The sequence below is a fragment of the Paraburkholderia sp. 22099 genome (genome assembly GCF_052045835.1).
GTDB classification, from domain to species: Bacteria; Pseudomonadota; Gammaproteobacteria; order Burkholderiales; family Burkholderiaceae; genus Paraburkholderia; species Paraburkholderia terricola.
Genome location: NZ_JBQEPU010000001.1, coordinates 103,878 through 128,830, shown reverse-complemented (window position 1 = coordinate 128,830; position 24,953 = coordinate 103,878). Strand labels below are relative to the sequence as shown.

The 24,953-nt window shown below is 65.8% G+C and carries 16 protein-coding genes; 11 read left to right on the top strand and 5 right to left on the bottom strand.

The window, feature by feature from the left end; translation table 11 throughout:
• Positions 1-26: 26 nt before the first annotated feature.
• From ACTJLC_RS00520 to ACTJLC_RS00500, 5 genes are all read right to left on the bottom strand, one after another.
• Entirely contained in the window at positions 27-1,025 is a 999-nt protein-coding gene (locus ACTJLC_RS00520; protein WP_114162384.1) for a transketolase family protein, read from the bottom strand.
• On the bottom strand, positions 1,022-1,867 hold the full coding sequence (locus ACTJLC_RS00515) for a transketolase (protein WP_310119571.1): 846 nt from the start codon (positions 1,865-1,867) through the stop codon (positions 1,022-1,024). The genes ACTJLC_RS00520 and ACTJLC_RS00515 overlap by 4 nt, the downstream gene beginning before the upstream one ends.
• Before the next feature lie 36 nt (positions 1,868-1,903).
• On the bottom strand, positions 1,904-3,232 hold the full coding sequence (locus ACTJLC_RS00510; protein WP_440843161.1) for an MFS transporter: 1,329 nt from the start codon (positions 3,230-3,232) through the stop codon (positions 1,904-1,906).
• Between the two features lie 80 nt (positions 3,233-3,312).
• Entirely contained in the window at positions 3,313-4,062 is a 750-nt protein-coding gene (locus ACTJLC_RS00505) for an SDR family NAD(P)-dependent oxidoreductase (protein ID WP_114162386.1), read from the bottom strand.
• A 140-nt stretch (positions 4,063-4,202) separates the two neighbouring features.
• Positions 4,203-5,102 carry a LysR substrate-binding domain-containing protein gene (locus tag ACTJLC_RS00500; RefSeq protein WP_083083661.1) on the bottom strand — a complete coding sequence of 300 codons (900 nt, stop codon included), beginning with the start codon at positions 5,100-5,102 and terminating at the stop codon, positions 4,203-4,205.
• 999 nt (positions 5,103-6,101) lie between these two features.
• On the opposite strand from ACTJLC_RS00500, the gene ACTJLC_RS00495 reads away from it, so the two are divergent.
• From ACTJLC_RS00495 to ACTJLC_RS00445, 11 genes are all read left to right on the top strand, one after another.
• Positions 6,102-9,041: a polysaccharide deacetylase family protein gene (locus ACTJLC_RS00495; protein WP_440843160.1), complete on the top strand. Its 2,940-nt coding sequence runs from the start codon at positions 6,102-6,104 to the stop codon at positions 9,039-9,041.
• Positions 9,031-13,296 (top strand): tetratricopeptide repeat protein, encoded by a 4,266-nt coding sequence (locus ACTJLC_RS00490; protein ID WP_440843159.1) that lies wholly within the window; start codon positions 9,031-9,033, stop codon positions 13,294-13,296. Before ACTJLC_RS00495 ends, ACTJLC_RS00490 begins: the two co-directional genes overlap by 11 nt.
• Positions 13,297-13,377: 81 nt before the next feature.
• Complete coding sequence (locus ACTJLC_RS00485) at positions 13,378-13,929, top strand: penicillin-binding protein activator LpoB (protein WP_083083663.1); 552 nt, start codon at positions 13,378-13,380, stop codon at positions 13,927-13,929.
• A gap of 100 nt (positions 13,930-14,029) precedes the next feature.
• Entirely contained in the window at positions 14,030-15,436 is a 1,407-nt protein-coding gene (locus tag ACTJLC_RS00480; RefSeq protein WP_440843158.1) for a PelD GGDEF domain-containing protein, read from the top strand.
• A 4-nt stretch (positions 15,437-15,440) separates the two neighbouring features.
• The gene (locus ACTJLC_RS00475; protein ID WP_440843157.1) at positions 15,441-16,478 is read left to right on the top strand and encodes a hypothetical protein; all 1,038 of its coding nucleotides are present in this window, start codon (positions 15,441-15,443) and stop codon (positions 16,476-16,478) included.
• Positions 16,475-18,133, top strand: coding sequence for a GT4 family glycosyltransferase PelF (gene pelF, locus ACTJLC_RS00470; RefSeq protein ID WP_440843156.1), 1,659 nt, complete (start codon positions 16,475-16,477; stop codon positions 18,131-18,133). Before ACTJLC_RS00475 ends, pelF begins: the two co-directional genes overlap by 4 nt.
• Positions 18,133-19,506, top strand: a complete 1,374-nt coding sequence (pelG, locus tag ACTJLC_RS00465) for an exopolysaccharide Pel transporter PelG (protein ID WP_083083667.1) — start codon at positions 18,133-18,135, stop codon at positions 19,504-19,506. Before pelF ends, pelG begins: the two co-directional genes overlap by 1 nt.
• Positions 19,507-19,521: 15 nt before the next feature.
• A complete protein-coding gene (locus tag ACTJLC_RS00460; protein ID WP_440843155.1) occupies positions 19,522-20,424 on the top strand; it encodes an endo alpha-1,4 polygalactosaminidase in 903 nt (300 codons plus the stop codon).
• A 359-nt stretch (positions 20,425-20,783) separates the two neighbouring features.
• Positions 20,784-21,977 (top strand): GGDEF domain-containing protein, encoded by a 1,194-nt coding sequence (locus tag ACTJLC_RS00455; protein WP_440843154.1) that lies wholly within the window; start codon positions 20,784-20,786, stop codon positions 21,975-21,977.
• A 96-nt stretch (positions 21,978-22,073) separates the two neighbouring features.
• A complete protein-coding gene (locus ACTJLC_RS00450) occupies positions 22,074-23,630 on the top strand; it encodes a methyl-accepting chemotaxis protein (protein WP_440843153.1) in 1,557 nt (518 codons plus the stop codon).
• 184 nt (positions 23,631-23,814) lie between these two features.
• Positions 23,815-24,915 (top strand): lactonase family protein, encoded by a 1,101-nt coding sequence (locus ACTJLC_RS00445; RefSeq protein ID WP_440843152.1) that lies wholly within the window; start codon positions 23,815-23,817, stop codon positions 24,913-24,915.
• Positions 24,916-24,953 lie beyond the last annotated feature (38 nt).

The window sequence follows — 24,953 nt, the reverse complement described above, 5'->3', positions numbered from 1 at the left end:
CGAGACCCCCGCCGCGATTCGCTCGCTCAGGCCAGCCACGTTTTGATCGTGGCGGCCATCGTGCCGGTCGAGATGCCATAGCGGTCGTGCAGCGTGGGCAGCGCGCCGGCGGCGAGGAACGCGTCCGGCAGCGCGATCTGCCGGAACGCGGGCGTGACGCCCGCGCCGAGCAGCGTGCCCGCCACGGCTTCGCCGAGCCCGCCGATCACCGTGTGGTTTTCGGCCACGACCACCATGCGGCCCGTGCGTTTCGCCTCGCGCAGGATCGTCGCCGTATCGAGCGGCTTGATGGTCGGCACGTGCAGCACGCCCACGCCGACGTTGTCCGCTTCGAGCGCCTTCGCGACTTCCAGCGAGCGCATCGTCATGATCCCGGACGAGATCAGCAGCACGTCGTTGCCGTCGCGCAGCAGCTTCGCCTTGCCGAGCTCGAAGCGATAGTCGTATTCGTCGAGCACGGCGGGCACGTTGCCGCGCAACAGGCGCGCATAGACGGGGCCGTCGTGCGCGGCGATCGCCGGCACCATCTGCTCGATGTCGAGCGCGTCGCACGGATCGATCACGGTCATGTTCGGCATCGCGCGCATCAGCGCGAGGTCCTCGGCGGCCTGGTGGCTCGGGCCGTAGCCTGTCGTGAGCCCCGGCAGCGCGCAGACGATCTTCACGTCGAGGTTGTCCTCGGCGATCGCCTGATGGATGAAGTCATACGCGCGGCGCGTCGCGAACACCGCATACGTCGTGACGAACGGTTGCGCGCCTTCATGCGCGAAGCCGGCCGCCGCGCCCATCAGCAACTGCTCGGCCATGCCCATCTGGTAGTAGCGCGCCGGAAATTCCTTCGCGAAGATGTGCAGGTCGGTGTACTTGCCGAGGTCGGCCGTCATGCCGATCACGTTCGTTTTGGTGCGCGCCAGTTCGGCGAGCGCGTGGCCGAACGGGGCGGAGCGCGTGAGCTGGCCTTCGCCCGCGATCGACGCGATCATCGCGGAGGTTTTCAGGCGCGGCTTGTTCTGGATCGTGCTCATGCTTGTCTCCCGGCTTCGAGTGCGTCGAGCGCGAGTTGCCACTCGTGCGCATCGACGCGGATGAAATGGTTCTTCTCGCGTTCCTCGAGGAACGGCACGCCGCAGCCCATCTTCGTATCGCAGACGATGATGCGCGGTTGCGGCTTGTCGTGACGGCGCGCGTTATCGAACGCGCGCTTCACCGCGTCGATGTCGTTGCCGTTCACGCGCTGCGTGTACCAGCCGAACGCTTCGAGCTTGTCGACCAGCGGCTCGAACGCCATGACCTGCGTCGAGGGACCGTCGGCCTGCTGGTTGTTCACGTCGACGATGGCGATGAGGTTGTCGAGCTTCCAGTGCGCGGCGGACATCAGCCCTTCCCAGATCGCGCCTTCGTCGAGTTCGCCGTCGGAGAAGAGCGTGTAGACGAACGCATCCGAGCCCCGATGCTTCAGACCGAGGCAGCGGCCCACCGCGATCGTCAGGCCCTGGCCGAGCGAGCCGCCGGACATTTCCATGCCGGGCGTGTAGCTCGCCATGCCCGACATGGGCAGACGGCTGTCGTCGCTGCCGTAGGTTTCGAGTTCGTCGGCGGGCAGAATGCCGGCTTCGAAGAGCGCGGCGTAGAGCGCAATCGCGTAATGCCCGTTCGACAGCAGGAAGCGGTCGCGTTCGTCCCATGCGGGATCGTCGGCGCGGTAGCGCATCGCGCCGAAATAGGCGACGGCCAGCACGTCCGCGATGTCGAGCGCCTGGCCGATATAGCCCTGGCCCTGTACTTCACCCATCAGCAGCGCGTTTCTGCGGATGCGGTACGCGCGCTCGGCGAGCGTGGCGTCCTCGGTAATGGTTGCGTTGTCCATGTACGACTCCTTTGGTATCGAGAGATGTCCGGTCTTTCAGCGGTTGACGGCCCTGGCCGGCACGAGGAACACGAGCAGGGCGCCCAGCGTCACCGCGATCGAGATGAAGATGAGGCCGGCGGTGGACTTGCCCGTCAGATCGTTGAGCCAGCCGACGATCGCGGGTGAGAAGAACCCGGCCAGATTGGCGAAGCAGTTCACGGCCGCGATGCCCGCCGCGGCGGAGATGCCGCCGAGCAGCGCGGTCGGCAGGGACCAGAACTGCGACGACGACGCGAGGATGCCGGCCGCGGCGATGCTCAGGCAGACGATCGACGCCGCGACACTGCCGAGCAGCGGCAGCGTGGCGAAACCCGCGGCGGCGATCAGCATCGGAATCGCCAGATGCAGGCGGCGCTCGTGAAAGCGGTCCGCGCTCATGCCGACCAGCGGCAGCGCGACGATCGCGCACAGATACGGAATCGCGGTGAAGATGCCGACCCACAGCGGGTCCGCGACGCCGGACTTGCGAATGATGGTGGGCAGCCAGAATGTCAGTCCGTACTGGCCGAGCACGACGCAGAAGTAGATTGCCGCCATCAGCCACAAGCGGCGGTCGCCGATGAAGGCCTTGATCGACAGATGCGCGGTCTTGTGCGCGTTGTCGCCGGCGACGTTGCGCGCGAGCAGCGCCTTCTCGGTATCGGTGAGCCATTTCGCGTGGGCGATGCCGTCGTCGAGATACAGCAGGATCGCCACGCCGAGTACCAGCGACGGCAGTGCTTCGAGCAGGAACAGCCACTTCCAGCCCGCCATCGAATAGACGCCTTGCAGCGAGTGCATGATGAGGCCCGACAGCGGGCCGCCGATGATGCCCGCGAGCGGAATCGCCATGAAGAACAGCGACAGTGCTTTCGCGCGTCGCGCGGAGGGAAACCAGTACGTCATATAGAGGATGACGCCGGGCGCGAAGCCCGCTTCCGCGACGCCGAGAAGAAAGCGCAGCACGTAGAAGACGGTTGGCGATTTGACGAACACGAAGCTCGCTGAAATTACCGCCCACGTGAGCATGATGCGGGCGAGCCAGCGGCGCGCGCCGACCTTGTGAAGAATCAGATTGCTCGGCACCTCGAAGAGGAAGTACCCGAGAAAGAAGATGCCGGCGCCCATGCCGTACACCGTTTCGCTGAAGCGCAGGTCGCTCAGCATTTGCAGCTTCGCGAAGCCGACGTTGACGCGATCGAGGTAGGCGCCGAGATAGCACAGCATCAGAAACGGAATGAGCCGGCGGCTGACCTTGGCGTAGGTTTTGGCTTCGAACGTCGGCGAGTCGCTACGGGAAATCGCATCGCCCGTGACGGGCGGCGCGCTGTATCTGGATTTCATGGTTGTCTCCTGTCGCGCCCCGGGTTGTCCCAGGTGCACGCGAACCCAAGCCGCGCAAAAACGCGGCGCTATTTAGTGATTTAGTGAATCAGCATGCCGCCGTTCACATCGAGTGTGACACCCGTCAGATAACTCGACAGGTCGCTCACCAGAAACAGGCATGCGTTCGCGACATCGGCGGCGTCGCCGAGACGTCCGAGCGGAATGCCCTTGATGATCTCGACGCGCATCTCCGGCGTGAGCTTGTCGCCCGTGATGTCGGTCTGAATCAGACCCGGCGTGATGGAATTGACGCGAATGCGGTTCGGGCCGAACTCGCGCGCCATCGCCTTGGCGAGTCCGAGGACGCCGGCCTTCGCGGCGCTGTAGTGCGGGCCGCCGAAGATGCCGCCGCCGCGCTGCGCCGACACCGACGACATGCAGACGATGCTGCCGCCGTTCTGCTCCTTCATCGCGGGAATCACGGCTTGCGACATATAGAGCGTGCCGCGCAGATTGACGTCGACGATCGCGTCGAAGTCCTTGCCGCCGATCTCCAGCGTGCGAACCGGCTGCGTGATGCCGGCATTGTTGACGAGCCCGTCGATCCGGCCATAGCGCTCCAGCGTGGCGCGCGCGGCCGCGACGCAGGCGGCCTTGTCGGTCACGTCGCACGCGAGCCCGAGGTGTTGCGCGCCGAGGTCGGCGGCCGCCGCTTGCGCGTCCTCCTCGCGCAGATCGAGGATCACCACCTGCGCCCCCTGGGCGGCAAGCGCTTTCGCGGTTGCCTTGCCGATACCGCGGGGCGATGCCGCGCCCGTCACCATGATGATTTTGTTCTCCAGCAACATCGCTTGTCTCCTGAGTGTTGATTTGATGCCTGAAGTGTCGGCTCGCGGGCCGGCGGCATCAACGCGGAAACGCTCAACAATGGCTGAGAAAAATTCAGGTATTCAGGTGTGTCGACTGTGGCGGGCGCGAAGCGCTCCGACTATCGCCGAGCCGCGGAAGAGGCGGCGGCCTCGCGCTCCATCCACGCAAGAAACCGTTCGACGCGCGGCAGTTCCGCGTTCTGCTTCGGGTAAACCAGGTGGTGCGCGCCGACCTCGACCGCGCAGCTATCGTCGAACACTGGGACGAGCAGGCCGTCCCTGATTTTCACCGACGCGAGCATGAGGCTTTCGAGCGCGATGCCGAGGCCGAGCGCCGCCGTTTCGATCGACATGTACGAGCGGTCGAAAGAAAAATCGAACGTCTTTTGAGGCGCGGACACGCCTGTTCTGCCGAACCATTGCTTCCACTGGACGAGCGGCGTTTCCGAATAGATCAGACGATGCGCCAGCAGATCCGCCGGCGCGTTCACGGGATGCCGTTCGAGATACTTCGGCGCGGCCAGCGGGGCAATGAACTCGCCCCGGATGGTTTTCACTTCCAGATTGCTCCAGTTGCCATAGCCGTGACGGATGTCGATGTCGTAGTAGCCGTTCGAGAAAGACACGTTCTCGTACGAGCAGGCCAGATTGAGCTGGATGTCGCCGTTCGCCTCCTGAAAGGACGACAGGCGCGGAAGCAGCCACATGAGGCCGAAGCTCGGGCTCGAATGCACGCGCAGGATGTCCACTTCCTTGCGGCTGGACGCACGTTCGGTCGCGCGGCTGAGATCGGCCAGCGATCCCGTCACATCGGAGAGATAGCGCTCGCCGGTCGGCGTGAGCACGAGGCCGCGCCCGGACCGCTGAAACAGCGGCTGGCCGATGATCGACTCCAGATTGCTGAGTTGATGGCTCACCGCCGAAGCGGTCAGGCCCAGTTCCTCGGCCGCGCGATTCACGCTTTTGGTTCGGGCCACGCTTTCGAACGCGATGATCGCCTTGAGCGGTGGGATACGCATGGGGAATTTTTCAGTTGCGGGTGAAGGGCAGACGAACGAAAGCGGCTTGACATGCATTATCCGTTTTTCGCTCCCGAAGCGCGATCGATGCGGGGCGAGTTTGCCCGAGGCGCGAACCGCCAGTGCCGCTCGCGTGGTCCGATTGGATGACGATGGGCCGGCTTTGGAATCCCGCAAACGTTTTGCGGGTTTTTATTATGTTTGGCTGGTCGGCCGAGGAGCGGTGAAAATCCCGCCAAAATTTAAAGTTTATCCCTGTAATCAGATTTTTTGGACTTTATCGCGTCATTCGAAAAACACCAGAATTTGCGAAGTCCAAGGGCGGAGCGAAGCGATCCGGCGCAGTGCGGGAAAACAAAATTAATTTATGAAGCGGAAAGCTTTTAGAAGGAACGCGGATCAGAAAGTATTGGGGCGATCGGCCCGCGCCATGTCTCATTAGAGCCTACGGAAAATCGCGCTTTATTGCCCAGATACCAGGCAATTATTGCCTGAAAACGATTCTGCTCGATAGCGGGAGGTAAGAATAGCCGAGCCACGGCCCACCGCGCTTCGCTCTTGCTCGGCGACGGAACGTCCCGTCAACGGCCCCACCCAAGCGGCGGGAGTTTCGCTTTTATGCACGTTTTTTCGCCGATCCGCGAACCTTGCAATTGGATTGCGCACCGCACGCTTTGCACGACCGCCCGCCAAAAATTTCAAACGCTTTCAGCTCCGTTAACTTTTGTCAAATCCATGGCTCGCTTAAACATTGCCGCTCGCAACGGTAAAACGTTTGCGAGGTTCTGTTTGCTGGAAATAGCCAGCAGGTTATTAAAGTTTGCCTGGTTTTGACGATCTCAACGCCATGCTTTCAACCACAGAATAGTGGTGCGCTTGAAAAAAAGAGCTATTAGAATGCGCTGCCTGGACAAAAGGCGCTCATTAACGGGTAGATGGGCGATGGCGGCCGTGTTCGACGCGGATCGGTAAAAGCAATAAAACCGAAGAAGAAATGACATGACCTTGGGGATTCAAACGATATTCGAAGCACGGCCGGCGCTTTGCGATGCACCTCGGAACATGTCGGGGCCGTCGCGGCAGGAGCGGAAAACGGCCCGTCCACGCTTCGTCATGCGCGCCTTGAGCCGCGCGGTTGTCGCGGTGCTCGCTTTGGGCGGCGCGAATGCGATCGCTCAGCCGGCACAAGCGCAGCCGCAGCCGCAACCCGCGCCGTTGTCCGCGCAACCGCAACCGCAACCGCAACCGCAAGCCAAAGCGCAAGCGACCGAACCGCATCGCGCGCCATCCGTCAACCTCGCATTCTTCGACGGCGCCAACGTGCCGGTCGATCTGTTGCAGGCCTTCGACGCCGTTGTCGTCGATCCCGCGCAGGGTTTCGATCCGTCCGCGCATCCGTTGCGCCATACCGCATGGCTCGCGCGCACGCATGCGGATGCCGCCGCAGGCACGCCGGCCGCCTTCGTCGCGAGCCAGATCGAGCCGCTGTGGCAGCGCGGTTTTCGCGGCTTCCTGCTCGACACGCCGAACGCCATTGCCGCCATCGACGCGATACACGCGGCGCATCCCGACGCGCGCCTCGTGATCGGCGGCGCCGACGCGCTGCAACTCGCGATGCCGCATGCCAACGCGCTGTACGCGGTGGCCGGTCCGTCGCTCGTCAGCGGCATGAGCGCGAACGGCGCGTTGCAGACCGTCGTGTCCGCGGACGAGCGCGCGGCGCGCATCGCCGGCGCGCAAGCGTTCATGCAACAGACCGGCGTGCCGGTGGTGTCGATCGAATACTGCCCCGCGGACGACCGCGCCTGCGCCCGCCACACGGCCGCGCAGGTGGTGGCGACCGGCGTCACGCCCTACGTGACCGACGTGGCGCGCGGCGTGGTCGGCATCGGCGCGATCGAGGTGCTGCCGCGCAAGGTGCTCGTCGTGCAGGACACGGGCGACGATCTGCTGCTCGACGAAACCCCTGGCGTGCGCGATCTGGCGACCCCGCTGAACTATCTCGGCTACGACGTCGAGTACGCGAACGTCAACGACACGCTCCCCGGCGACATCACGCCCGACCGCTATGCCGGCGTCGTCGCGTGGTTGCAGGGCAGCGGCACGCAGGACAGCGCGGTATGGCGCGCATGGGTGGATGCGCGGATCGCGTCGCACGTGCCCGTCGCGTTTCTCGGCCAGTTCGGTTTCGACGCGGCCGAGGACGAAGGACGCGCGCTCGATCTGCAAGCGGTGCCGGGTCCGTTCAGCGACAAGGTGGAGGTGGTCTCGCGCGATCCGATGGTCGGCTTCGAGATCGATCCGAAGCTCGGCCCACGCGATCTGACGGGCGTGCGGGTCGGCGCCGAGAGCCGGCCGCTGCTGCGCGTGACGAGCGGCCAGGCGACCCTCGACCCGATCGCGATCACGCCGTGGGGCGGCTTCGCGATGAGCCCGTACACGGTCGTCTCGCTCAACGGCATCGACCAGGAACGCTGGGCGATTCAACCGATCTCGTTCCTCACCGCCGCGTTGCGCCTGCAGCGCATGCCGTCGCCGAGCGTGACGACGGAGAACGGGCGGCGTCTTTTCATGTCGCACGTCGACGGCGACGGGTTCGCGTCGCGCGCCGAATTTCCCGGCGCGGACTACTCGGGCGAAGCGCTGTACCAGCAGATTTTCACGCGCTACAAGGTGCCGATGACGCTCTCGGTGATCGAGGGTGAAGTGGGGCCGACCGGCCTCTATCCGAAGATCTCGCCGCGTCTGGAAGAGATCGCGCGCAAGATGTTCGCGCTGCCGTATGTCGCGATCGGCACGCACACGTACTCGCATCCGTTCGACTGGGGCAGCGTGGACGCGAAGACCGGCGAGCGCGTGGACCGCGGCGGCGGCGACACCGCGTTTTCGCTGGTCATTCCGAACTACACGTTCGACATCGACCGCGAAGTGACGGGCTCGATCGATTACATCAACACGCGTCTCGCGCCGCCGGGCAAGAAGACGGCCATCCTGCAATGGCCGGGCAACTGCAAGCCGCCCGCGCTCGTCGTGCGCAAGGTGTACGCGGCCGGCGTCGCGAACGTGAACGGCGGCGACACCGTCATCACGAAGAGCGCGAGCAGTTGGACCAACATCGCGCCGATCGGCGTCGACAAGGGGCCGGGGGCGTACCAGGTGTATGCGCCGAATCAGGACGAGAACGTCTACACGAACGACTGGCTCGGCCCGTTCTACGGCTTCACGCGCGTGCTCGAAACCTTCGACATGACGGACAAGCCGTTGCGCTTCAAGCCGATCGATCTGTATTACCACATGTACAGCGGCACGAAAGTCGCGTCGCTGCGCGCGCTCGATCAGATCTTCACGGCGGTGCTCAAGCAAGCCGTGCTGCCGGTGCAGATGACCGACTACACGCAGAAGGTGCTCGACTGGCGTTCGTTCGCGGTCGCGCGCGCGGTGCGTGGCGAGACCGATGCGGATGCAGATGCAGATGCAAACGCAGATGCCGGAAAGCCTGCGGGCGGCGACTGGATCGTGCGCGGCAACGGCGAGGTGCGCGAGCTGCACTGGCCGCTGTCGAGCGCGCCGGATCTGCGCGCGTCGGCCGGCGTCACCGGCTATTCGGCGGGTCCGGACGGCACCTATATCCACATCGCGGACGGCGCGGCGCGGGTGTCGTTCAACACGACCGATGCGAAGGCGGGCCCGTTGCCCTACATCGCCGAAGCCAACGGTTTCGTGCGCAACTTCAGGCGCAACGCCAACGGCATGTCGTTCGAATTCGGCGGCTACTACCAGCCGTTCGTCAGGCTCGCCAACGCGCGCGGTTGCAGCGTGAGCGTCGCGGGACGCGCGGTCGCCACCCCGCGCGACGGCGCGGGCGTGCGCTTCGATACGCCGGCCTCCGCCGGTTTGCAGGTGAACTATCAGCCCGTCGAGATTGCCTGTGAGCGCTAAACGTCCCCGTATCGCACCGACCTGGCTCGTCTGTTTGCTGGCGGGCGTCGTGCTGCTGACGATCTACGGCGTGTCGCCGCGCGGCGGCTTGCGCCAGCGCGTGGCGTCGGTCGGCGCGCCCAGCGAATTGAGCGTCGCGTATCTGGAAGCCTGGTCGAAAGTGCGGCCCGACAACGAAGAGTTCCTGTCCCTGCTCGGCGCGCAGTATTCGTATCTAGGCCGCACCGCCGACACCGAGCGGATCGCCGCGCGCATGGATGCGCTCGGCACCGACGACATGCGCCGCGGCGCGACCATGCTGCGTCTTTCGGCGGCCGAGCAGCGCACCTTTGCGATTGCCGAGGAAGATCCGCGGCGCGCCCGCGAGCTAAACGATCTGCGCGCGCATCTGCAAGAGGCGGCAAGGCTGCAATGGGCGCCGAAGGATCTCGAATGGCTCGCGCAGCGCGCGGCCGGCGTCGGCTTGCCCGATCTCGCGATGCAGCTTTACGCGCGGCTGTCGGCGCACGATCCCGATGGCCGCGCGAAGTGGGACACGCAGATCACGCGTTACGCGCTGCAAGTGGGCGACTATCGCGCGGCCGCGGACGCCTGGTTCCGTCAGCAAGCGGCGGCGCGCACGCGCGACGAGCAGCGCCGTTGTTTCGTGGCCGGCGTGCGCGCATTGCAGTCGGGCAATCTGCTGGACGAAGCGCTCGCGGCGGCGGACGCGCATGGCGCTAGGCTCGCCGACGACCCGGCCACGCTGGTGGTGTTGCTGAATCTGGCGCGCGCGGCGAATCGTCCGCAAGCCGTCGATCGCTACGCGAAGATGCTGGCGCGTTATGCGTCGCTCGGGCCGCGCGATGGGGCGAGGGATTCCGCGCCGCGGCAGCAGCTTGCGCAGTACGCGTATCGGGATGGTCCTGTGGCGCAGGGGGATGGTTTCGCGCTCGCGAGTCTGCGCGCGGCGATGCGCGGCGATGTGCGGGGGCGGGGCGCGGTGGGTGTGGTTCGCGTCGCGGCTATGGGGGAGGTGGCGGGTGTAGGCAGCGCAGCTAGCGGAGCCAGCTTAACTAACGCAGCCAGCCCGGCCGACAAAGCAAGCGGAGCTAACACAGCAAGCATAGCTAGCGCAGCAATCGCAGGCAACAAAGCAAGCGCAGCTAGCACATCCAGCGCGGCGAACCCCCAAACCCTCGCCATCGCCGACACCGTATTCCAGGCGTTCGTCGAATCCGGCGACCTGCCGAATGCGCAGAAAATCGCCGCGCAACAGGTGCAGCGCGATCCGCGTTCCGCGCTGTGGGTCAAGCGTCTCGCGCAGGTGGCCGAATGGAACCGCGAGCCCACGCTGGCGCTGAAGTCGTGGCTCGAATACGCGCAGGTGTCGAACGATCCGGTCGGCTGGCGCAACGTGCTGCGCATCGCGCCGATGCTCAACGACGACGAAGCGTATCTGGTCGCGCTGGTTCATCAGGCGCGCGCCACGCCCGGCGATATGAAACTGGTCGATAGCGTCACCGCGACCTATGAACGCCTCGGCCGTCCCGACGACGGTCTCGCCTTCCTGCGCTCGCTGCCGCGCGGCGTGAATGGCACGAACGGCGTGAATGACACGAACGGCGACGCGATCGATCAGCGCATAGGCGGCCTCGCCGAACGCGCGGGCCACGACGACCAGGCGCTCGCCATCTACCGCGCGGTGCAGGCGCGTCATCCGAACGACGCGACCGCCGCATTGCGCACCGCGAGCGTGCTGTATCGCCAGGGCGACTATCGCGCATCGCTGGCCGCGTTGAGCGCCGCGCGCGCCGGCGCGAAAGACAGCGACCCGATCTTCTGGCGCAACTACGCCGAACTCGCGCGCCTGCTGCAACGCGACGGCGACGCCAACGAAGCGTACCGTCACCTGCTCGCGAGCGGCGCGGTCACGCGCGAGGACCTCGGCGAAATGACGGACTTCTACGATCCGTATCCGATCGACGCGGGCCGCATCGCCGAATTGCGTTTTCACCGCGAGCACAGCGCGCGTGCGTTGCGCGACGCGATCTATTACTACCTCGACGCCCAGGCGCTGGACCGCATCGCCACACTGCTCGCGAACCTCACGCCCGACGAGCGCAAAATCGCCGAAGCGTCGCCCGCCTTGCTCGGCGTGCGCGCCGAATACTATCGCCTGATCGGCCAGCCGCAAAACGCGCTCGCCGATCTGAAGCGCGCGGTCGATTTGCCGGGCGCGGGCACCGACGTGAACGCCGCCTATCTGTGGACGCTCGTCGACTACGGCAGCGACGCCGACCTGCGCGCGGCGCTCAAGCGCTGGCGCGGCAGCGCCGCGCAAAGCTCGGCGTTGTGGGGACCGTTCGCCGCGGCCGAAATGCGCCTGAACCGGCCGGTCGCCGCTCTTGAATATCTGCGCCGCCAGGCGGGCATGATGTCGCGCGATCCGCTGTGGCTGCTCACCTATGCCGACGCCCAGGAACAGTCGGGTCACGCGGGGCTCGCGTGGACGATCCGCAAGAAGGTGTGGCTGCAATTGCAGAGCGAACAGGCGAGGCTTGTGGAAGAGCGCGGTGAGTCGGGTGTGTCGGGCGCAGTGAACGCAACGAGCGTGTCGAAGGTGTCGAACGCGTCAAGCGCGCCGGGCGTGTCGAGCACACCGAGCACATCAAGCACATCGAGCACATCGAGCGTGTCGAACGCATCGAACGCATCGAACGCATCGAACGCATCGAACGCATCGAACGCGTCGAGCACACCGAGCACACCGAGCACATCAACGCGCGGCCGCCTCGCACGGGACGCCGAAGCGGCGGCCGATCTGCGCGGCCGGCGCGTCACGCTGTCGACGGAATTCGCCACCGGCGACGTCTCCGCCGCGTTGCTCGACGACCTCATGTCGGCGCACGCGACGCCCGCCGACCTCGCGCAAACGCGCCGCACGCTGATCGGCAACGTGAAGGGTCTGCCGGGCGGCGCGCCGATGCAAGGCGCCGATCTGCCGCAAAACGCACGCTTGCGCGGCGCGGTCGCGAAGGACGTGGCGATCGCATGGGCGCTGTCGCACGAAAGCAATCCGCTGGCGAAGCGCTGGCTCGCGCAGCAGTATGCCGAGCGCCTGTCGCGTCCCGCCGACGCGCGCCTGACCATCGCGCTGGCCGAGAACGATGTCGGTGAAATGGAGCGCCTGCTCGACCAGGAACGCTCGCGCTTGCCGATCTACGACCGCATCGACGCGACGATCGCCGTCGATCATCCCGACCGCGCGCAGCAGCTTGCCTTCGACGCGCTCGGCGGCGCGCCCGAGGACACGGAACTGCATACGCGGGTCACGGAGACCGCGCTCGACTGGCCGCAATCGCTCGACGCGAGCGTCACCAACTACGTCGAGCATCCGCTCGATTACGTCGAGGCGACGCTCGCGGGCAGCCGCAAGATCGCCGAGCGTTATCTCGTCGGCGTGACGGCGGTCCAGCATTTCCAGCATTCGACCGACATCACCCAGCTCGTCAACGTGCCTTCGGTGGACCGCTGGCTCAACATCTACGGCGAGCGGCGCACGCGCGATACGTCGTTCACGATCACGGGCGGCCGGCGCGTCGCCTCCGCCTCGTTCTATACGCTCGACCTGGCGGGCGAGGTGGGCCGCAACTCGGCGCTCACGCTCGGCCTGCGCGCGGGCCGCAACCAGGTCGCCGACGAAACCCAGGCGCTGCTGGTCGGCGGCATGAAGGACAACCTGATCGGCGACCTCACGTATCGGATGACGCAGCGCCTCACGTTCAGGGGCAGCGTGGAGGCGGATCGTTTCTACAGCCAGGCGCGCACGTATCTGGGCAGCGGCGTGCTGTCGACGGGCGAGGTGAGTTACCGGATCCGCACGCAGTACCCGGATTACACGCTGCGCGCGCTCATCACGCACGGCGGCTACGGCGCGAGCGGCCAGGCCGACGCGCTGATCACGCGGCTGTTGCCCGTCGCCTTGCAACCGGCGACGCCGCGCGACTTCATGCCGGATACCTACACGCAATACGGCTTCTTCCTCGGCGCGGGCAACGATCTGCTCGAACAGTACACGCACCGCTGGCGGCCTTTCTTCGACGTCGGCCTGCTGCACGACTCGATACAGGGCTGGGGGCCGCAGTTCAACGTGGGTATCGCGGGCACCGTGTTCGGCGGCGATCACCTGGCCGTGTTCCTGCAACACCAGCGCGTGTCGAAGATCGGCACGCCGGTCACGGTGCTGGGCGCGCGCTATAGCTGGTACTACTGATTCCGTTCGATTTTCCGTTCTATTGGCGACGCAGGCGGACCACGCCTGCGATGAATAACGACGTTACTGAGGAGTAGTTCGATGAACAACATGAAAAGATGGCGCGGCCTCGTCAAGTGGTCCGCGGTGGTGGCGGCGTCCGCGCTCGTGCTCGGCGCGTGCGGTTCGATTCGTCAAACGGGTTCGCCGGCGCTCGGCGTGAAAGACTCGGTGGCGATCGTCTCGATGGCGAACTTCACCGAAACGCCGGCCGCGGGCAGCAGCGCCGCCGCGATCGCGGCGAACACGCTGCGCGCGAACGGCTTGACGGACGTGCGGATCGCGCCCGTCGATGCGTCGGCGAACGCGATGTTCGACACCGCGCAGCGCGAGCTCGGCGAGAAGAAACTCGCCTGGGCGCGCGAGCAGCACGTCAAATACGTGTTGACCGGCGCGGTGGAAGAGTGGCGCTACAAGGTCGGCGTGGACGGCGAGCCGGTGGCGGGCGTCACCTTCGAACTGATCGACGTCGCCTCGGGCCAGGTCGTGTGGAGCGCCACGGGCTCGAAGAGCGGCTGGACGCGTTCGAGTCTCGCGAGCGTCGCTTCGTCGCTGATCGGCAGCCTGTTGTCGCCGCTGCGCTCGCGCGGTTGATGCGCGGGTTGCTTCAGGTTTTGCTTCACATCTTGCGTCACGTCCCGCGTCGCGCAAGCACGCTGTCATCCGTATCTCGACACGTCATGAGGAGTCGGCTGTGAATACCGTCACCGCGCAATCCGCCGCCAGTGCGGCGAAGCCGCGCCATTCGAATCCGCTCGGCAATCTGAGCGCGTTGCGGCGTTTCGTTGCGCCCGCGGTGGCGCGGCCGTTTTCCATCGTCGAGACGATCGCGTTCGTCGCGGTCATCGGCGTGTTGAGCTGGGCGCTCGACCGCAACGATCCGTTCCTGCTGCACGCGGGTTTTCCGTGGCTGTGGTTCGCGCCGCTGATCGTCGCGCTGCGCTACGGCACGCTGCTCGGTCTGCTGGCGTGCGCGATGCTGATCGGCGCATGGCAGGTGCTGATGCGCGGCAGCGCCGACGCATGGCCGACGCTGTTCTTCACCGGCGGCCTGTTGCAGACCATCGTCGCGGGGCATTTCGGCGATACGTGGGGCAACCGCGCGCAGCGCGCGAACGCGTTGAACGATTACCTGAACGACCGGCTCGTCGCGATCACGAACAGCCATTACCTGATGCGCCTGTCGCATGAGCGGCTCGAAAAGGACCTGTTGTCGAAGCCGACCACGCTGCGCGATTCGATCACCGAGTTGCGCCGCCTGTCGGTCGCGCACGGGCTCGACATCGTGCCGATGGCGCCGGCGCGGACGCTGCCGGGCGCGCAGGCGTTGCTCGAATTCGTCGCCCAGGCGTGTCAGATCGAAGTGGCCGCGCTGTATGCGGTGCACGAGGGCAAGCTCGCGCATGAAGCGCTCGCGCGCATCGGCGATGCGTTCGAACTGGAACCGCGCGACGAACTCGTCGCCCGCGCGCTCGAAACGCAAGCGGTCGCGCATATCAGGAGCGGCGGGCATCCGGCCACGCACACGAGCCTGCTGGTGTGCGCGCCGGTGATCTCGGCGGACGGGCGCCTGCTCGCCGTGCTGGCGATCAGGCGCATGCCGTTCCTGTCGCTGAACTTCGACAACCTGCAAGTGCTGCTGGTCCTGCTCGGCTACTACGCCGACGGCGTCGAACACTCGCGGCAGGTGCGCACGATCCTGCATGCGGTGCCCGACTGCCCGTATGAATTCGCGCTCGACGTAAGCCGCCTCACGCGTCTCGAAGGCACGGCGGGCATTACCTCGTCGCTGGTCGCGCTGGTGTTTCCGCACGACGACGAAGGCGATTCGTTCTTCGAGCATGTGATGCGCCGCCGCCGCGCGCTCGATCTGATGTGGCCGGTGAAGGCGGCGGGGCGCTCGGTGCTGATCAACCTGATGCCCGCCACCGATGCGACCGGCGTGGACGGCTATCTCGCGCGGATCGAAGCGAGCCTGCGCGCGCAGTTCAATCTCGATCTGGAAGGCGCGCGCATCGGCGTGCATACGCTGCATCTCGGCGGCGGCGAGCCGGGCGCGGCGCTGAAGCGCCTTCTCGTGCGCAGCGGTCTCGAGGTCTGACGCCATGCGCTCCGAATCCACCCGCCGCGAGTCGAGCGTGCTCCGCGCCAGCGCCGCTTTCGCCGGCATCGTGCTCATCGCGCTCGTGCAGTTTGCGCTGATCTGGCGCATCGCGAACCGGCACACCGCGTTCGATCCGCTGCTGCCCGTCGTCGCGATCGACGTGCTCGGCGGCGCGCTCCAGGCGCTACTGGTGCGTGCACTGCTGCCGTTGCGCTATCGTGAGCCGCGCGGCTGGAGCGTGCTGCTGCTGTGGCTCGGCTGCGCGTTCGTGCCGCTGTTCGGCGGGCTCGTGGTGCTCGCGAGTTGCGTGTGGGCCGCCTGCTATCCGCGCTCGCACAGCGGCGAGGAACTGGACGACGTGCCGGCGCCCGAGTTCGTCACGCATCTGATGTCGCGCGTCTCGCACGGCGGCGGCGCCCGCTTGCAGGCGCGCATCGTGAATACGCAGGTGAATGCGTCGGATCGTCTGTCGGCGCTCGTCGCGATTCAAACCATGCCGACGCGCACCACCGGCACGTTGCTGCGCGAATTGCTTGCCGACCCGGTCGAGGACGTGCGCCTGATCGCCTACGGCACGCTGGACCAGGCGGAAAACGAGGTGACGCAGCGCATCTTCCAGACCGCGCAAAGCCTGGAAACGGCGAGCACCGATGCGCGGCGTCACGCGATCAATCGTCAGCTTGCCGAGTTGTATTTCGAGCTGATCTATCAGAACCTGGTGCAAGGCGCGGTCTACCGGCACACGCTGGAGCAGGCCGATCGCCACGCCCGCGCGGCGCTCGATATCGACGACGCCGACGCCGCGCTGTGGATGATCCGCGGCCGCCTCGCGCTCGCGAACGGCGCCGCCGACGAAGCCGCCACCTACATGGCGCGTGCCCAGGCGCTCGGCTTTCCGCGCGAGCGCCTCGTGCCCTGGCTGGCCGAAGTCGAATTCCTGCGCGGCGATTTTCCGCGCGTGTCCGAACTGCTGGCGTCGCTCGGCAATGCCGCGACGCTGCCGATGCTCAAACCTGTCGCGCGTTACTGGTCAACATGAAACCATCACTGCTGCGCCGCGCCGCGGACGCCGATGTCTGCCTGCTGCTCGAAGGCACGTTCCCCTATGTGCGCGGCGGCGTGTCGAGCTGGGTCAACGACATGATCCGCTCGTATCCCGAACTGCGCTTTTCGATCGTGTTCGTCGGCAGCCGCCAGGAGGACTATGAAGGCGCCGCCTATGCGCTGCCGGATAACGTCGTGCATTTCGAGGCGCACTACCTGTACGAAGCGGCGCTCGCCGACAAGGAGGCGTCGCGTGAAATTCCCGGCGATGCGCAAGCGTTTGCACGCTCGGCCGCCTTGCACGACGCGTGGCGCAACGGCGGCTCGAATCCAGGCTCGAACCTGGCCCCAAGCCCCGGCGCGCTGATGGCCGACATGGTGCAACTGATCGGCGACCACGGCCCGCTCAACGAGGAACAGTTTCTCTCCAGCCGCGCGGCGTGGGACTTCATCGTCGACCAGTACCATCGCTATTGCACGGACCCTTCGTTTACCGACTACTTCTGGACCGTGCGGATCATGCACAAGCCGCTATGGCAGCTTGCGCGCGTGGCCGAACAGTTGCCGCCGGCGAAGATGTATCACACGGTGTCGACGGGCTATGCGGGCTTTCTCGGCGCGCTGCTGCATTATCGGAGCGGGCGGCCGCTGCTCGTCTCGGAGCACGGCATCTACACGAAGGAACGCAAGATCGACCTGCTGCAAAGCCAGTGGATCCGCGACAACCGCGGCGCGTTCGAGCGCGACATCTCCAGGATCAGCTATTTCCGCGAACTGTGGGTGCGTTTCTTCGAAGCGCTCGGCAAGCTCGCCTACGACGCCGCCGACGACATCGTCGCGCTCTACGAGACCAATCGCCAGCGGCAGATCGCCGACGGCGCGCAGGCCTCGCGCACGCGCAACATTCCGAACGGCGTGGACGTGGAGGCGCTCGCGCCGCTCGTCGCGCAACGCGTGGCGCGTGCGCGCAAGGTGGTCGCGCTGATCGGCCGCGTGGTGCCGATCAAGGACATCAAGACCTTCATTCGCGCGCTCTTCATCGCGTCGCGGACGATGCCCGATATCGAAGGCTGGATCGTCGGCCCGCAAGAAGAAGATCCGGCCTATGCGCTGGAGTGCCGCGCGCTGGTGCAAAGTCTCGGGCTCGCGGCGAACGTGAAGTTCCTCGGCTTTCAGCGCATCGACGAGATCCTGCCGCAAGTGGACGTGATCGCGCTGACCTCGATCAGCGAGGCCTTGCCGCTCGTCGTGCTGGAAGGCTTCGCGGCCGGCGTGCCGGCGATCACGACCGACGTGGGCTCATGCCGCCAGTTGATCGAAGGCTACGGCGACGACGATCGCGCGTTGGGTTCGGCCGGCAGCGTCGTGCCGATCGCGAATCCGGCCGCGTTCGCGCAAGCCGTGCTCGACCTGCTCGGCGACGAACCGCGCTGGCTCGCGGCGCAACAGGCCGGCCTCGCGCGCGTGCGGCGTTTCTATACGAAGAAGCAGATGATCGATCAATACCGTGTGCTGTATGAACGTTTGACGGCCGCGCCCACGCGGGCCGATCGCGCGAGCGGCCAGGCCGCCGCCGCGCGCGGCGGCTGTCCGATGCACCATGGCGCGCCGGACGGCGGCGCCCGGCTTCAACCGCAAGAGGTGCGCTGATGGCCGGTATCGGTTTCGAACTCCGCAAGATACTCAAGCACCAGACGCTGTTCGGCGTCGCGCGCGCCTACGCCTACGCGGGGCTGATCAGCTCCGGGCCGCTGATTCTGTCGATCTTCGGCATTCTGATCATCGGCCTGTTGAGCCTCGCGTTCGTGATACCGAAGTACGCGATCGTGCAGTTCCAGGTGTCGGTGACGTATCTGATCGCCTGCAGCCTGATCCTGACCGGGCCGCTGCAACTGTCGTTTACGCGCTTCATTTCCGACCGCCTGTTCGAGAAGCGCGACGACCTGGTGCTGTCCAACTACAACGGCGTCGTGCTGATCTCGACGGCGGCCTCGGGCGTGCTCGGCGTGCTCGCGGTGGCGTTCGGCTTTCGCGGCGAGCCGCTCGTCTATCGGCTGCTGATGGTGGCGGGCTTCGTCGTCGTCAGCAATATCTGGATCGCGGTGATCTTTCTGTCGAGCGTCAAACAATATCGGCAGATTCTCTATGTATTCGCGCTAGGCTACGGCTGCACCGTCGCGTTCGCATTGATGCTGAATCGTCATGGATTGCCGGGCCTGCTCGGCGGCTTCGTGGCGGGCCATATCGTGCTGCTCGCGGGGCTGTCGGGGCTGATTTACCGCAACTACCAAAGCGAGCGCTTCATCTCGTTCGAGGTGCTGGAAAAGCGCTTCGCGTATCCGAGCCTCGCGCTCGTCGGGCTGCTGTTCAACCTCGGCGTGTGGATCGACAAGTTCATGTTCTGGTACGCGCCGCAAACGGGCGCGCGCGTGATCGGACCGCTGCATGCATCGGTGATCTACGATCTTCCCGTGTTCATCGCCTACGTGTGCGTGATGCCCGGCATGGCGACCTTCCTCGTGCGGATCGAGGCGGATTTCGTCGAGTATTACGACCGCTTCTACGACGCCGTGCGCAGCGGCGCGACGCTGCGCCACATCAACGACATGCGCGACATGATGGTCGGCAGCGTGCGGGCGGGGCTCTTCGAGATCGTGAAAATCCAGGCCGTCGTGCTGCTGCTGATTCTCGCGTTCGGCCACCTCGTGCTCGAAGCGCTGGGTATTTCCACCTTGTATTTGCCGCTGCTCATCGTGGATGTGATCTCGGCCAGTCTGCAAGTGTTGCTGCTCGGTTTGCTGAACGTGTTCTTCTATCTCGACGGACGCCGCGCCGTGCTCAGGCTCACGGCGGCCTTCGTCGTGCTGAACGGGCTGTTTACCGGCATGACGCTGTGGCTCGGGCCGGACTGGTACGGCTATGGTTTCGCGCTCGCGCTGCTCGTCGTCGTGATGGCCGCGGTGATGCTGCTGGACCGCAAATTCGCGTCGCTCGAGTACGAGACTTACATGCTGCGCAACTAGGCGGGAGAATTTCGGATGAGCAATGCGCTGCGCGGGCGTGATTCGATGCGCGGGGTTTATCGGCGTGTCGTGTGCGCGGCGCGTCTCGTGATCGTCGGTTTACTGTCGTCGGTCGCGCATGAACGCGCGTCGGCCGACGCGGGCGTCGCGCCGTCCATTGCGCTCTTTTACGGCGCGCAGCCGCCGGTCAGCCGGCTGCGCGAATTCGATGTCGCGGTGATCGAACCGGACAGCGGCTTCGAGCCGCTCAGGCACAAAAGCGCGCGTACCGCGTGGTTCGCCTATGTGAGCGTGGGGGAGGTGACGCCGCAGCGTTCGTATTACGCGGCGATTCCAAAGGCGTGGCTAGTCGGCGACAACGCGGTGTGGGGCGCGACGGTGATCGATCAGGACGCGGCGGACTGGCCCGCGTTCTACGTCGAGCATGTGATCGCGCCGCTGTGGAAGAAGGGCTATCGCGGCTTCTTTCTCGACACGCTCGATTCCTACCAGCTCGTCGCCAAAACGGATGCAGCGAGGGCGCGGCAGGAACGCGGTCTGGTCGCGGTCGTTCGCGCGATCAAGGCGCGCTTTCCGCGTGCGCGGCTGATTTTCAATCGCGGCTTCGAGATCCTGCCGCAGGTTCATTCGCTGGTGGTCGCGGTGGCATTCGAATCGCTGTATCGCGGCTGGGACGAGGCGGGGCAGCGCTACACGGAGATCGCGCCGGCCGATCGCGAATGGCTGCTGGGGCAGGCGAAAACGATTCGCGAGCAATACCGGCTGCCGGTACTCGCAATCGACTATTGCGCGCCCGCGGACGACGCCTGCGCGACCCAGACCGCGAGCCGGATCAGCGCGGCGGGCATCGTTCCGTATGTCACGGATGGCGGTCTGCAAACGGTCGGCACGGGGCCGGCTCGCGCGATGAAGCAGTAGCCGTGGCGCAGGCACGCGACGAACGCAGACCCGGCCCGTAGTGGGCCGTAGCGGGTCATGGCGGGCCGAAGCGGCGGCGTGGACTCGCACCTTGCCGCGTCGAGCGGCCTTGAATACGGCCTCGAAAGACACAATCCCAAACACGGACCTGAGCGCCGATGAGCGAACCGGCCTTGCCCGCAGGGCGTCCGGTTCACTGACCGGGAGCGTACAATCGTGCGGCCGTACCGGGCCCCACGTCCATTTCTGGCAGAGTCGTCAATGGCGGCTGGCGACGATACACGCTCTGTCGAAACCGCCGCCCACAGGTCCGATTGCCCGATTGTTCCGGGCCGGCAGCGCAGCGGAGAACGAGCCACATGCCCGCTCATATAACGCCCAATCAACTGATTCAACTCATCATCCCAGGCATTACCGCCGTCTTTGCGCTCAGCTTCGCCTGGGCGTGGGTCTACGACAAACGGCTGCGCTATCTGCGCTTTCTGGCCGCTTCCTTTGGTGCTTTCGCACTCGGCTCGGCGGTGCAGATCTGCCATCTGCCGGATGAATGGCGAGCGAACGCGCTGCTATCGGCCGCGTTTTACGTGCTCAGCATTCAACTGCTGGCCGAAGGCGTCTTGCGCAGGGCCGGGCTTCGGTTGCGGTTCGCCGCGCATGCGTCGATGTTCATGCTGGTGATGGGCGGCATGTACTACTTCTCCTACGTCGCCTCGAACCTGCTGGTGCGGATCTACATTCTGAATCTCAGCGCCGGGCTGTTGATGGTGTTCACCGCGCTCCGTTTCAGGAAACGCTGCCGTGGCCGCACCATCAATCACATTCTTCTCTGGGTGCTGCTGATTTTCGGCGCGAGTTTTTTCATCAGGACGCCGCTCACCGTCATTCAACCCTTGCCGCATAGCACCGCGCCCTTCGCGCAGAGCATGTTCTGGGTTCTGCTGCAACTGTCGCTCGCATTGATGGGCGCCGTGTTGGGACTCGTGCTGCTGGCCGCGGCGATGTCGGACGTGATCGACCGGCTCGTTCTCGAACGCGATCTCGACTCGCTCACCGAGACCCTGAACCGGCGCGCGTTCGAACGCCTCGCGGGCCGCCGCGTCGCGGACAAGCGAAGCCAGCCGCTCGCGCTGATCGCGTTCGATATCGACAACTTCAAGTCCATCAACGACCGTTACGGCCATGCGGCCGGCGATGCGGTGCTGCGCCAGTTCGGCGCGATCCTGCGCGGCGCGGTGCGCGAGAAAGACGTGGTGGGGCGGATCGGCGGCGAGGAGTTCGTGCTTCTGCTGCCGGGCGCCGACGGCAAGTTCGCGTACCGGATCGCCGAGCGCTTGCGCACGGTGCTGGAGTCTTCGCGCTTCGACGAAATCGACGCAACGCTGCGCGTCACGACGAGTGCCGGCATTGCCCGCTATCGCCCTGGCGAGGCGGTCGCGGCGTTGCTGGCGCGCGCCGATCAATTGCTCTACGCCGCGAAACGTGCCGGACGCAATCGGGTTCTCACCGAGTTGTCGGATCAGACGCTGGACGCTTCGACGCTCGACATGGCTTGAGCGCGCGCGAAGCTGGCAGCGGTGTTCAGCCGGAATTAAAGGTCGGCGCATCCCGGTCGTTAACGAGTCATACGATAACCAACGGACTCTGGCTCGATGCGCAATTTGACAATAAGACATAGCCTCCTCGCGGTGCTGGTGGTTTTTGCAGGGATGATCCTGTTCGGCGGCGTAGTGGGCGTGCTCACGCTCGGCCGGTCCAACGACAACGCCCGGCTTCTGCACGAGATCGCGAGCCAGGAAGTGCTCGTCAACGACGCCTATAAAGACACGACCCGCACCCGCGCGGCGCTCACGCGCGCCTACTCGGCATTGAAGGAGCGCAATGACGAACAGACGCGCGACTCCGCGCTCAAAAGCGCGCAGACCACGTTGGACCGAGCGGATCGCGAAACGAAGGCGTTCCGCGCGGCAGCGCTCTTTCCCGGCCAGGACGAAGCGTTGAAGCAACAGCTTCTCGATTCGTCGACCTCGTTGGCCGCGCTCCTGAACACCGCATTCGACGCGCTGCGGCGCGGCGACACCAACGCCTACGTCGCGATCAACGACAAGGACATCACGGCCTCGGGCGCGGCGTATTCGGCCAACGTCGAGAAGTTTCAGAAGCTCGCCGATGCGCTCTCCACGGAATCCGCCGCCCAGGGCGACCGCGAATACGCGTGGGTCGTCGGCATGGTGGTGACGGGCGTGGCGCTCGCGCTCGCCTTGATCGTGGCGACGCATTTCGCGCTGCGCAGGATCGTGATCCGTCCGTTGCAGCAAGCCTCCGCGCTGCTCGACCGGATAGCGGGTAACGATCTGACCACGTCGATCCCGGAAGGCGGGAAGAACGAGGTCGGCCAGCTATTCGACGCCATGTCGAGGATGCAGTCGGGACTCGCGCGGACCGTGTCGAACGTGCGCGTGAATTGCGAGGCGATCCACGGCGGCGCGCGCGAGATCGCCGCCGGCAACGTCGATCTGTCGAGCCGGACCGAGCAGCAGTCGGCTTCGCTGGAGGAAACCGCGGCAAGCATGGAAGAGCTCACCTCGACGGTGAAGCAGAACGCCGACAACGCGCGTCAGGCCAGCACGCTGGCCGCCAACGCGGCCGACGTCGCGCAGCGCGGCGGCGACGTGGTGCAGCGCGCGGTGCGGACGATGACGGCCATCACGGCCAGTTCGCACAAGATCGCCGAGATCACCGGCATGATCAACAGCATCGCGTTTCAGACCAACATCCTCGCGTTGAACGCGGCCGTGGAGTCGGCGCGCGCGGGCGAGCAGGGCCGCGGCTTCGCGGTGGTGGCGGGCGAAGTGCGCACGCTCGCGCAGCGCAGCGCGAACGCCGCCGAGGAAATCAAGGCGCTGATCGCCGCGTCGGTCGACGATATCCGCAGCGGCAACGAACTCGTCGTGCAGGCGGGGCAGACCATGAACGAGATCGTCGGCGCGGTGCAGGGCGTCGCGACGATCATGGCCGAGATCACCTCGGCGACCGTCGAGCAGAGCGCCGGCATCGAGCAGGTGGGGCAGGCGGTCAGCCAGATGGACCAGGTGACCCAGCAGAACGCCGCGCTGGTCGAACAGGCGGCGGCCGCCGCGAGCGCGCTCGAACAGCAGGCGCAGTCGATGACGTATGCCGTGTCCGCATTCCGACTCGCCGCGAACTAGCCACGAATTAACCGCGCATTAGCCGTGCATTAATCATCGCGACGCGCGGCCGTGCCGGATCAGGCACGCGCCGCACGATGAGATAAGCTGCGAGCCGGATCCGTCGTCCGGTGAGTCTTGACTCGCCGACGTGGGTCGTTCCGATCATTCCAACGATTCCAATCTTTCCAACGGGAGTATGAGCATGAGCGTTAAACGCGCCCTGGGTGTAGCCGCCCTCGTGCTGGGCACCGCTGTCGTGTCCGGCGTCTCGCAGGCGGCGACCTATGCGTATGTATCGAATGCCGACAGCCAGGATATCTCGGTGTTCAGCCTCGACGAATCGAACGGCGCGCTCGCGCCGGTGCAGACCGTCGCGGTCGCGGGCACGGTCATGCCCCTCGCGTTGTCGCCCGATCATCTGCGGCTGTACGCGGGGCTGCGTTCCAAGCCGTATCGCGTGGTGAGCTTCGCGGTCAATCCGCTCGACGGCCGGCTGATCGAACTCGCGCGAGCGCCGCTCGCGGACAGCATGGCCTACGTCTCGACGGACGCGACGGGCCGCTACCTGCTGTCGGCCTCCTACGGCGGCAACCTGCTGGCGGTGAACCCGATCGGCCGCGACGGCGTGGCCGGCGACGTGCAGCAGACCGTCAAGACCGGACCGATGGCGCATGCGATCCGCACCACGTCCGACAACCGCTTCGCGTTCGCCTCGGTGCTCGGCGCGGACGCGTGGCTGCGTCTGAAGTTCGACGCCGCCAACGGCCGCCTCGCCGACGCCGCCGCGCCCGCCTATTCGCTGCCGCCGAAATCGGGCCCGCGCCACTTCGTGTTTTCGCCGGATCAGCGCTTCACGTATCTGATCGATGAACTCGACGGCAAACTGCACGTGCTCGCGTTCAATCGCGCCGGCGACAACGTCAAGCCGATTCAGACCATCTCGATCCTGCCGCCCGACTTTTCGGGCGACAAGCCGTGGGGCGCCGATATCCACCTGACGCCCGACGGACGCTTTCTGTACGCGTCGGAGCGCACCTCCAGCACGCTGGCGGCCTACAAGGTGGACACCGCCTCGGGCAAGCTGACGCGCATCGGCACGTATCCGACCGAGAAGCAGCCGCGCGGATTCAACATCGATCCGTCGGGCCATTACCTGCTGGCGGCCGGGCAGTTGTCGACGAGCCTGAGCGCTTACCGCATCGACCGTAAGAGCGGCGCGTTGAGCGCAATCGGTCAGTATCCGGTCGGCAAGGGCGCGAACTGGATCGAGATCGTCCGGTTCGACGGCACGAATGGCAATTGAGTGCTGGCGCGGCGCCCGCGGGCGCCGCGCATGAAGCG

What these genes read in the sequence shown, in the direction of transcription:
- ACTJLC_RS00455 (WP_440843154.1), top strand. Translation starts at nt 20,784, where the DNA reads ATGCCCGCTCATATAACGCCCAATCAACTGATTCAACTCATCATCCCA.
- ACTJLC_RS00495 (WP_440843160.1), top strand. Translation starts at nt 6,102, where the DNA reads ATGACCTTGGGGATTCAAACGATATTCGAAGCACGGCCGGCGCTTTGC.
- ACTJLC_RS00475 (WP_440843157.1), top strand. Translation starts at nt 15,441, where the DNA reads ATGCGCTCCGAATCCACCCGCCGCGAGTCGAGCGTGCTCCGCGCCAGC.
- ACTJLC_RS00460 (WP_440843155.1), top strand. Translation starts at nt 19,522, where the DNA reads ATGAGCAATGCGCTGCGCGGGCGTGATTCGATGCGCGGGGTTTATCGG.
- pelF (WP_440843156.1), top strand. Translation starts at nt 16,475, where the DNA reads ATGAAACCATCACTGCTGCGCCGCGCCGCGGACGCCGATGTCTGCCTG.
- pelG (WP_083083667.1), top strand. Translation starts at nt 18,133, where the DNA reads ATGGCCGGTATCGGTTTCGAACTCCGCAAGATACTCAAGCACCAGACG.
- ACTJLC_RS00500 (WP_083083661.1), bottom strand. Translation starts at nt 5,102, where the DNA reads ATGCGTATCCCACCGCTCAAGGCGATCATCGCGTTCGAAAGCGTGGCC.
- ACTJLC_RS00450 (WP_440843153.1), top strand. Translation starts at nt 22,074, where the DNA reads ATGCGCAATTTGACAATAAGACATAGCCTCCTCGCGGTGCTGGTGGTT.
- ACTJLC_RS00515 (WP_310119571.1), bottom strand. Translation starts at nt 1,867, where the DNA reads ATGGACAACGCAACCATTACCGAGGACGCCACGCTCGCCGAGCGCGCG.
- ACTJLC_RS00485 (WP_083083663.1), top strand. Translation starts at nt 13,378, where the DNA reads ATGAACAACATGAAAAGATGGCGCGGCCTCGTCAAGTGGTCCGCGGTG.
- ACTJLC_RS00510 (WP_440843161.1), bottom strand. Translation starts at nt 3,232, where the DNA reads ATGAAATCCAGATACAGCGCGCCGCCCGTCACGGGCGATGCGATTTCC.
- ACTJLC_RS00520 (WP_114162384.1), bottom strand. Translation starts at nt 1,025, where the DNA reads ATGAGCACGATCCAGAACAAGCCGCGCCTGAAAACCTCCGCGATGATC.
- ACTJLC_RS00505 (WP_114162386.1), bottom strand. Translation starts at nt 4,062, where the DNA reads ATGTTGCTGGAGAACAAAATCATCATGGTGACGGGCGCGGCATCGCCC.
- ACTJLC_RS00445 (WP_440843152.1), top strand. Translation starts at nt 23,815, where the DNA reads ATGAGCGTTAAACGCGCCCTGGGTGTAGCCGCCCTCGTGCTGGGCACC.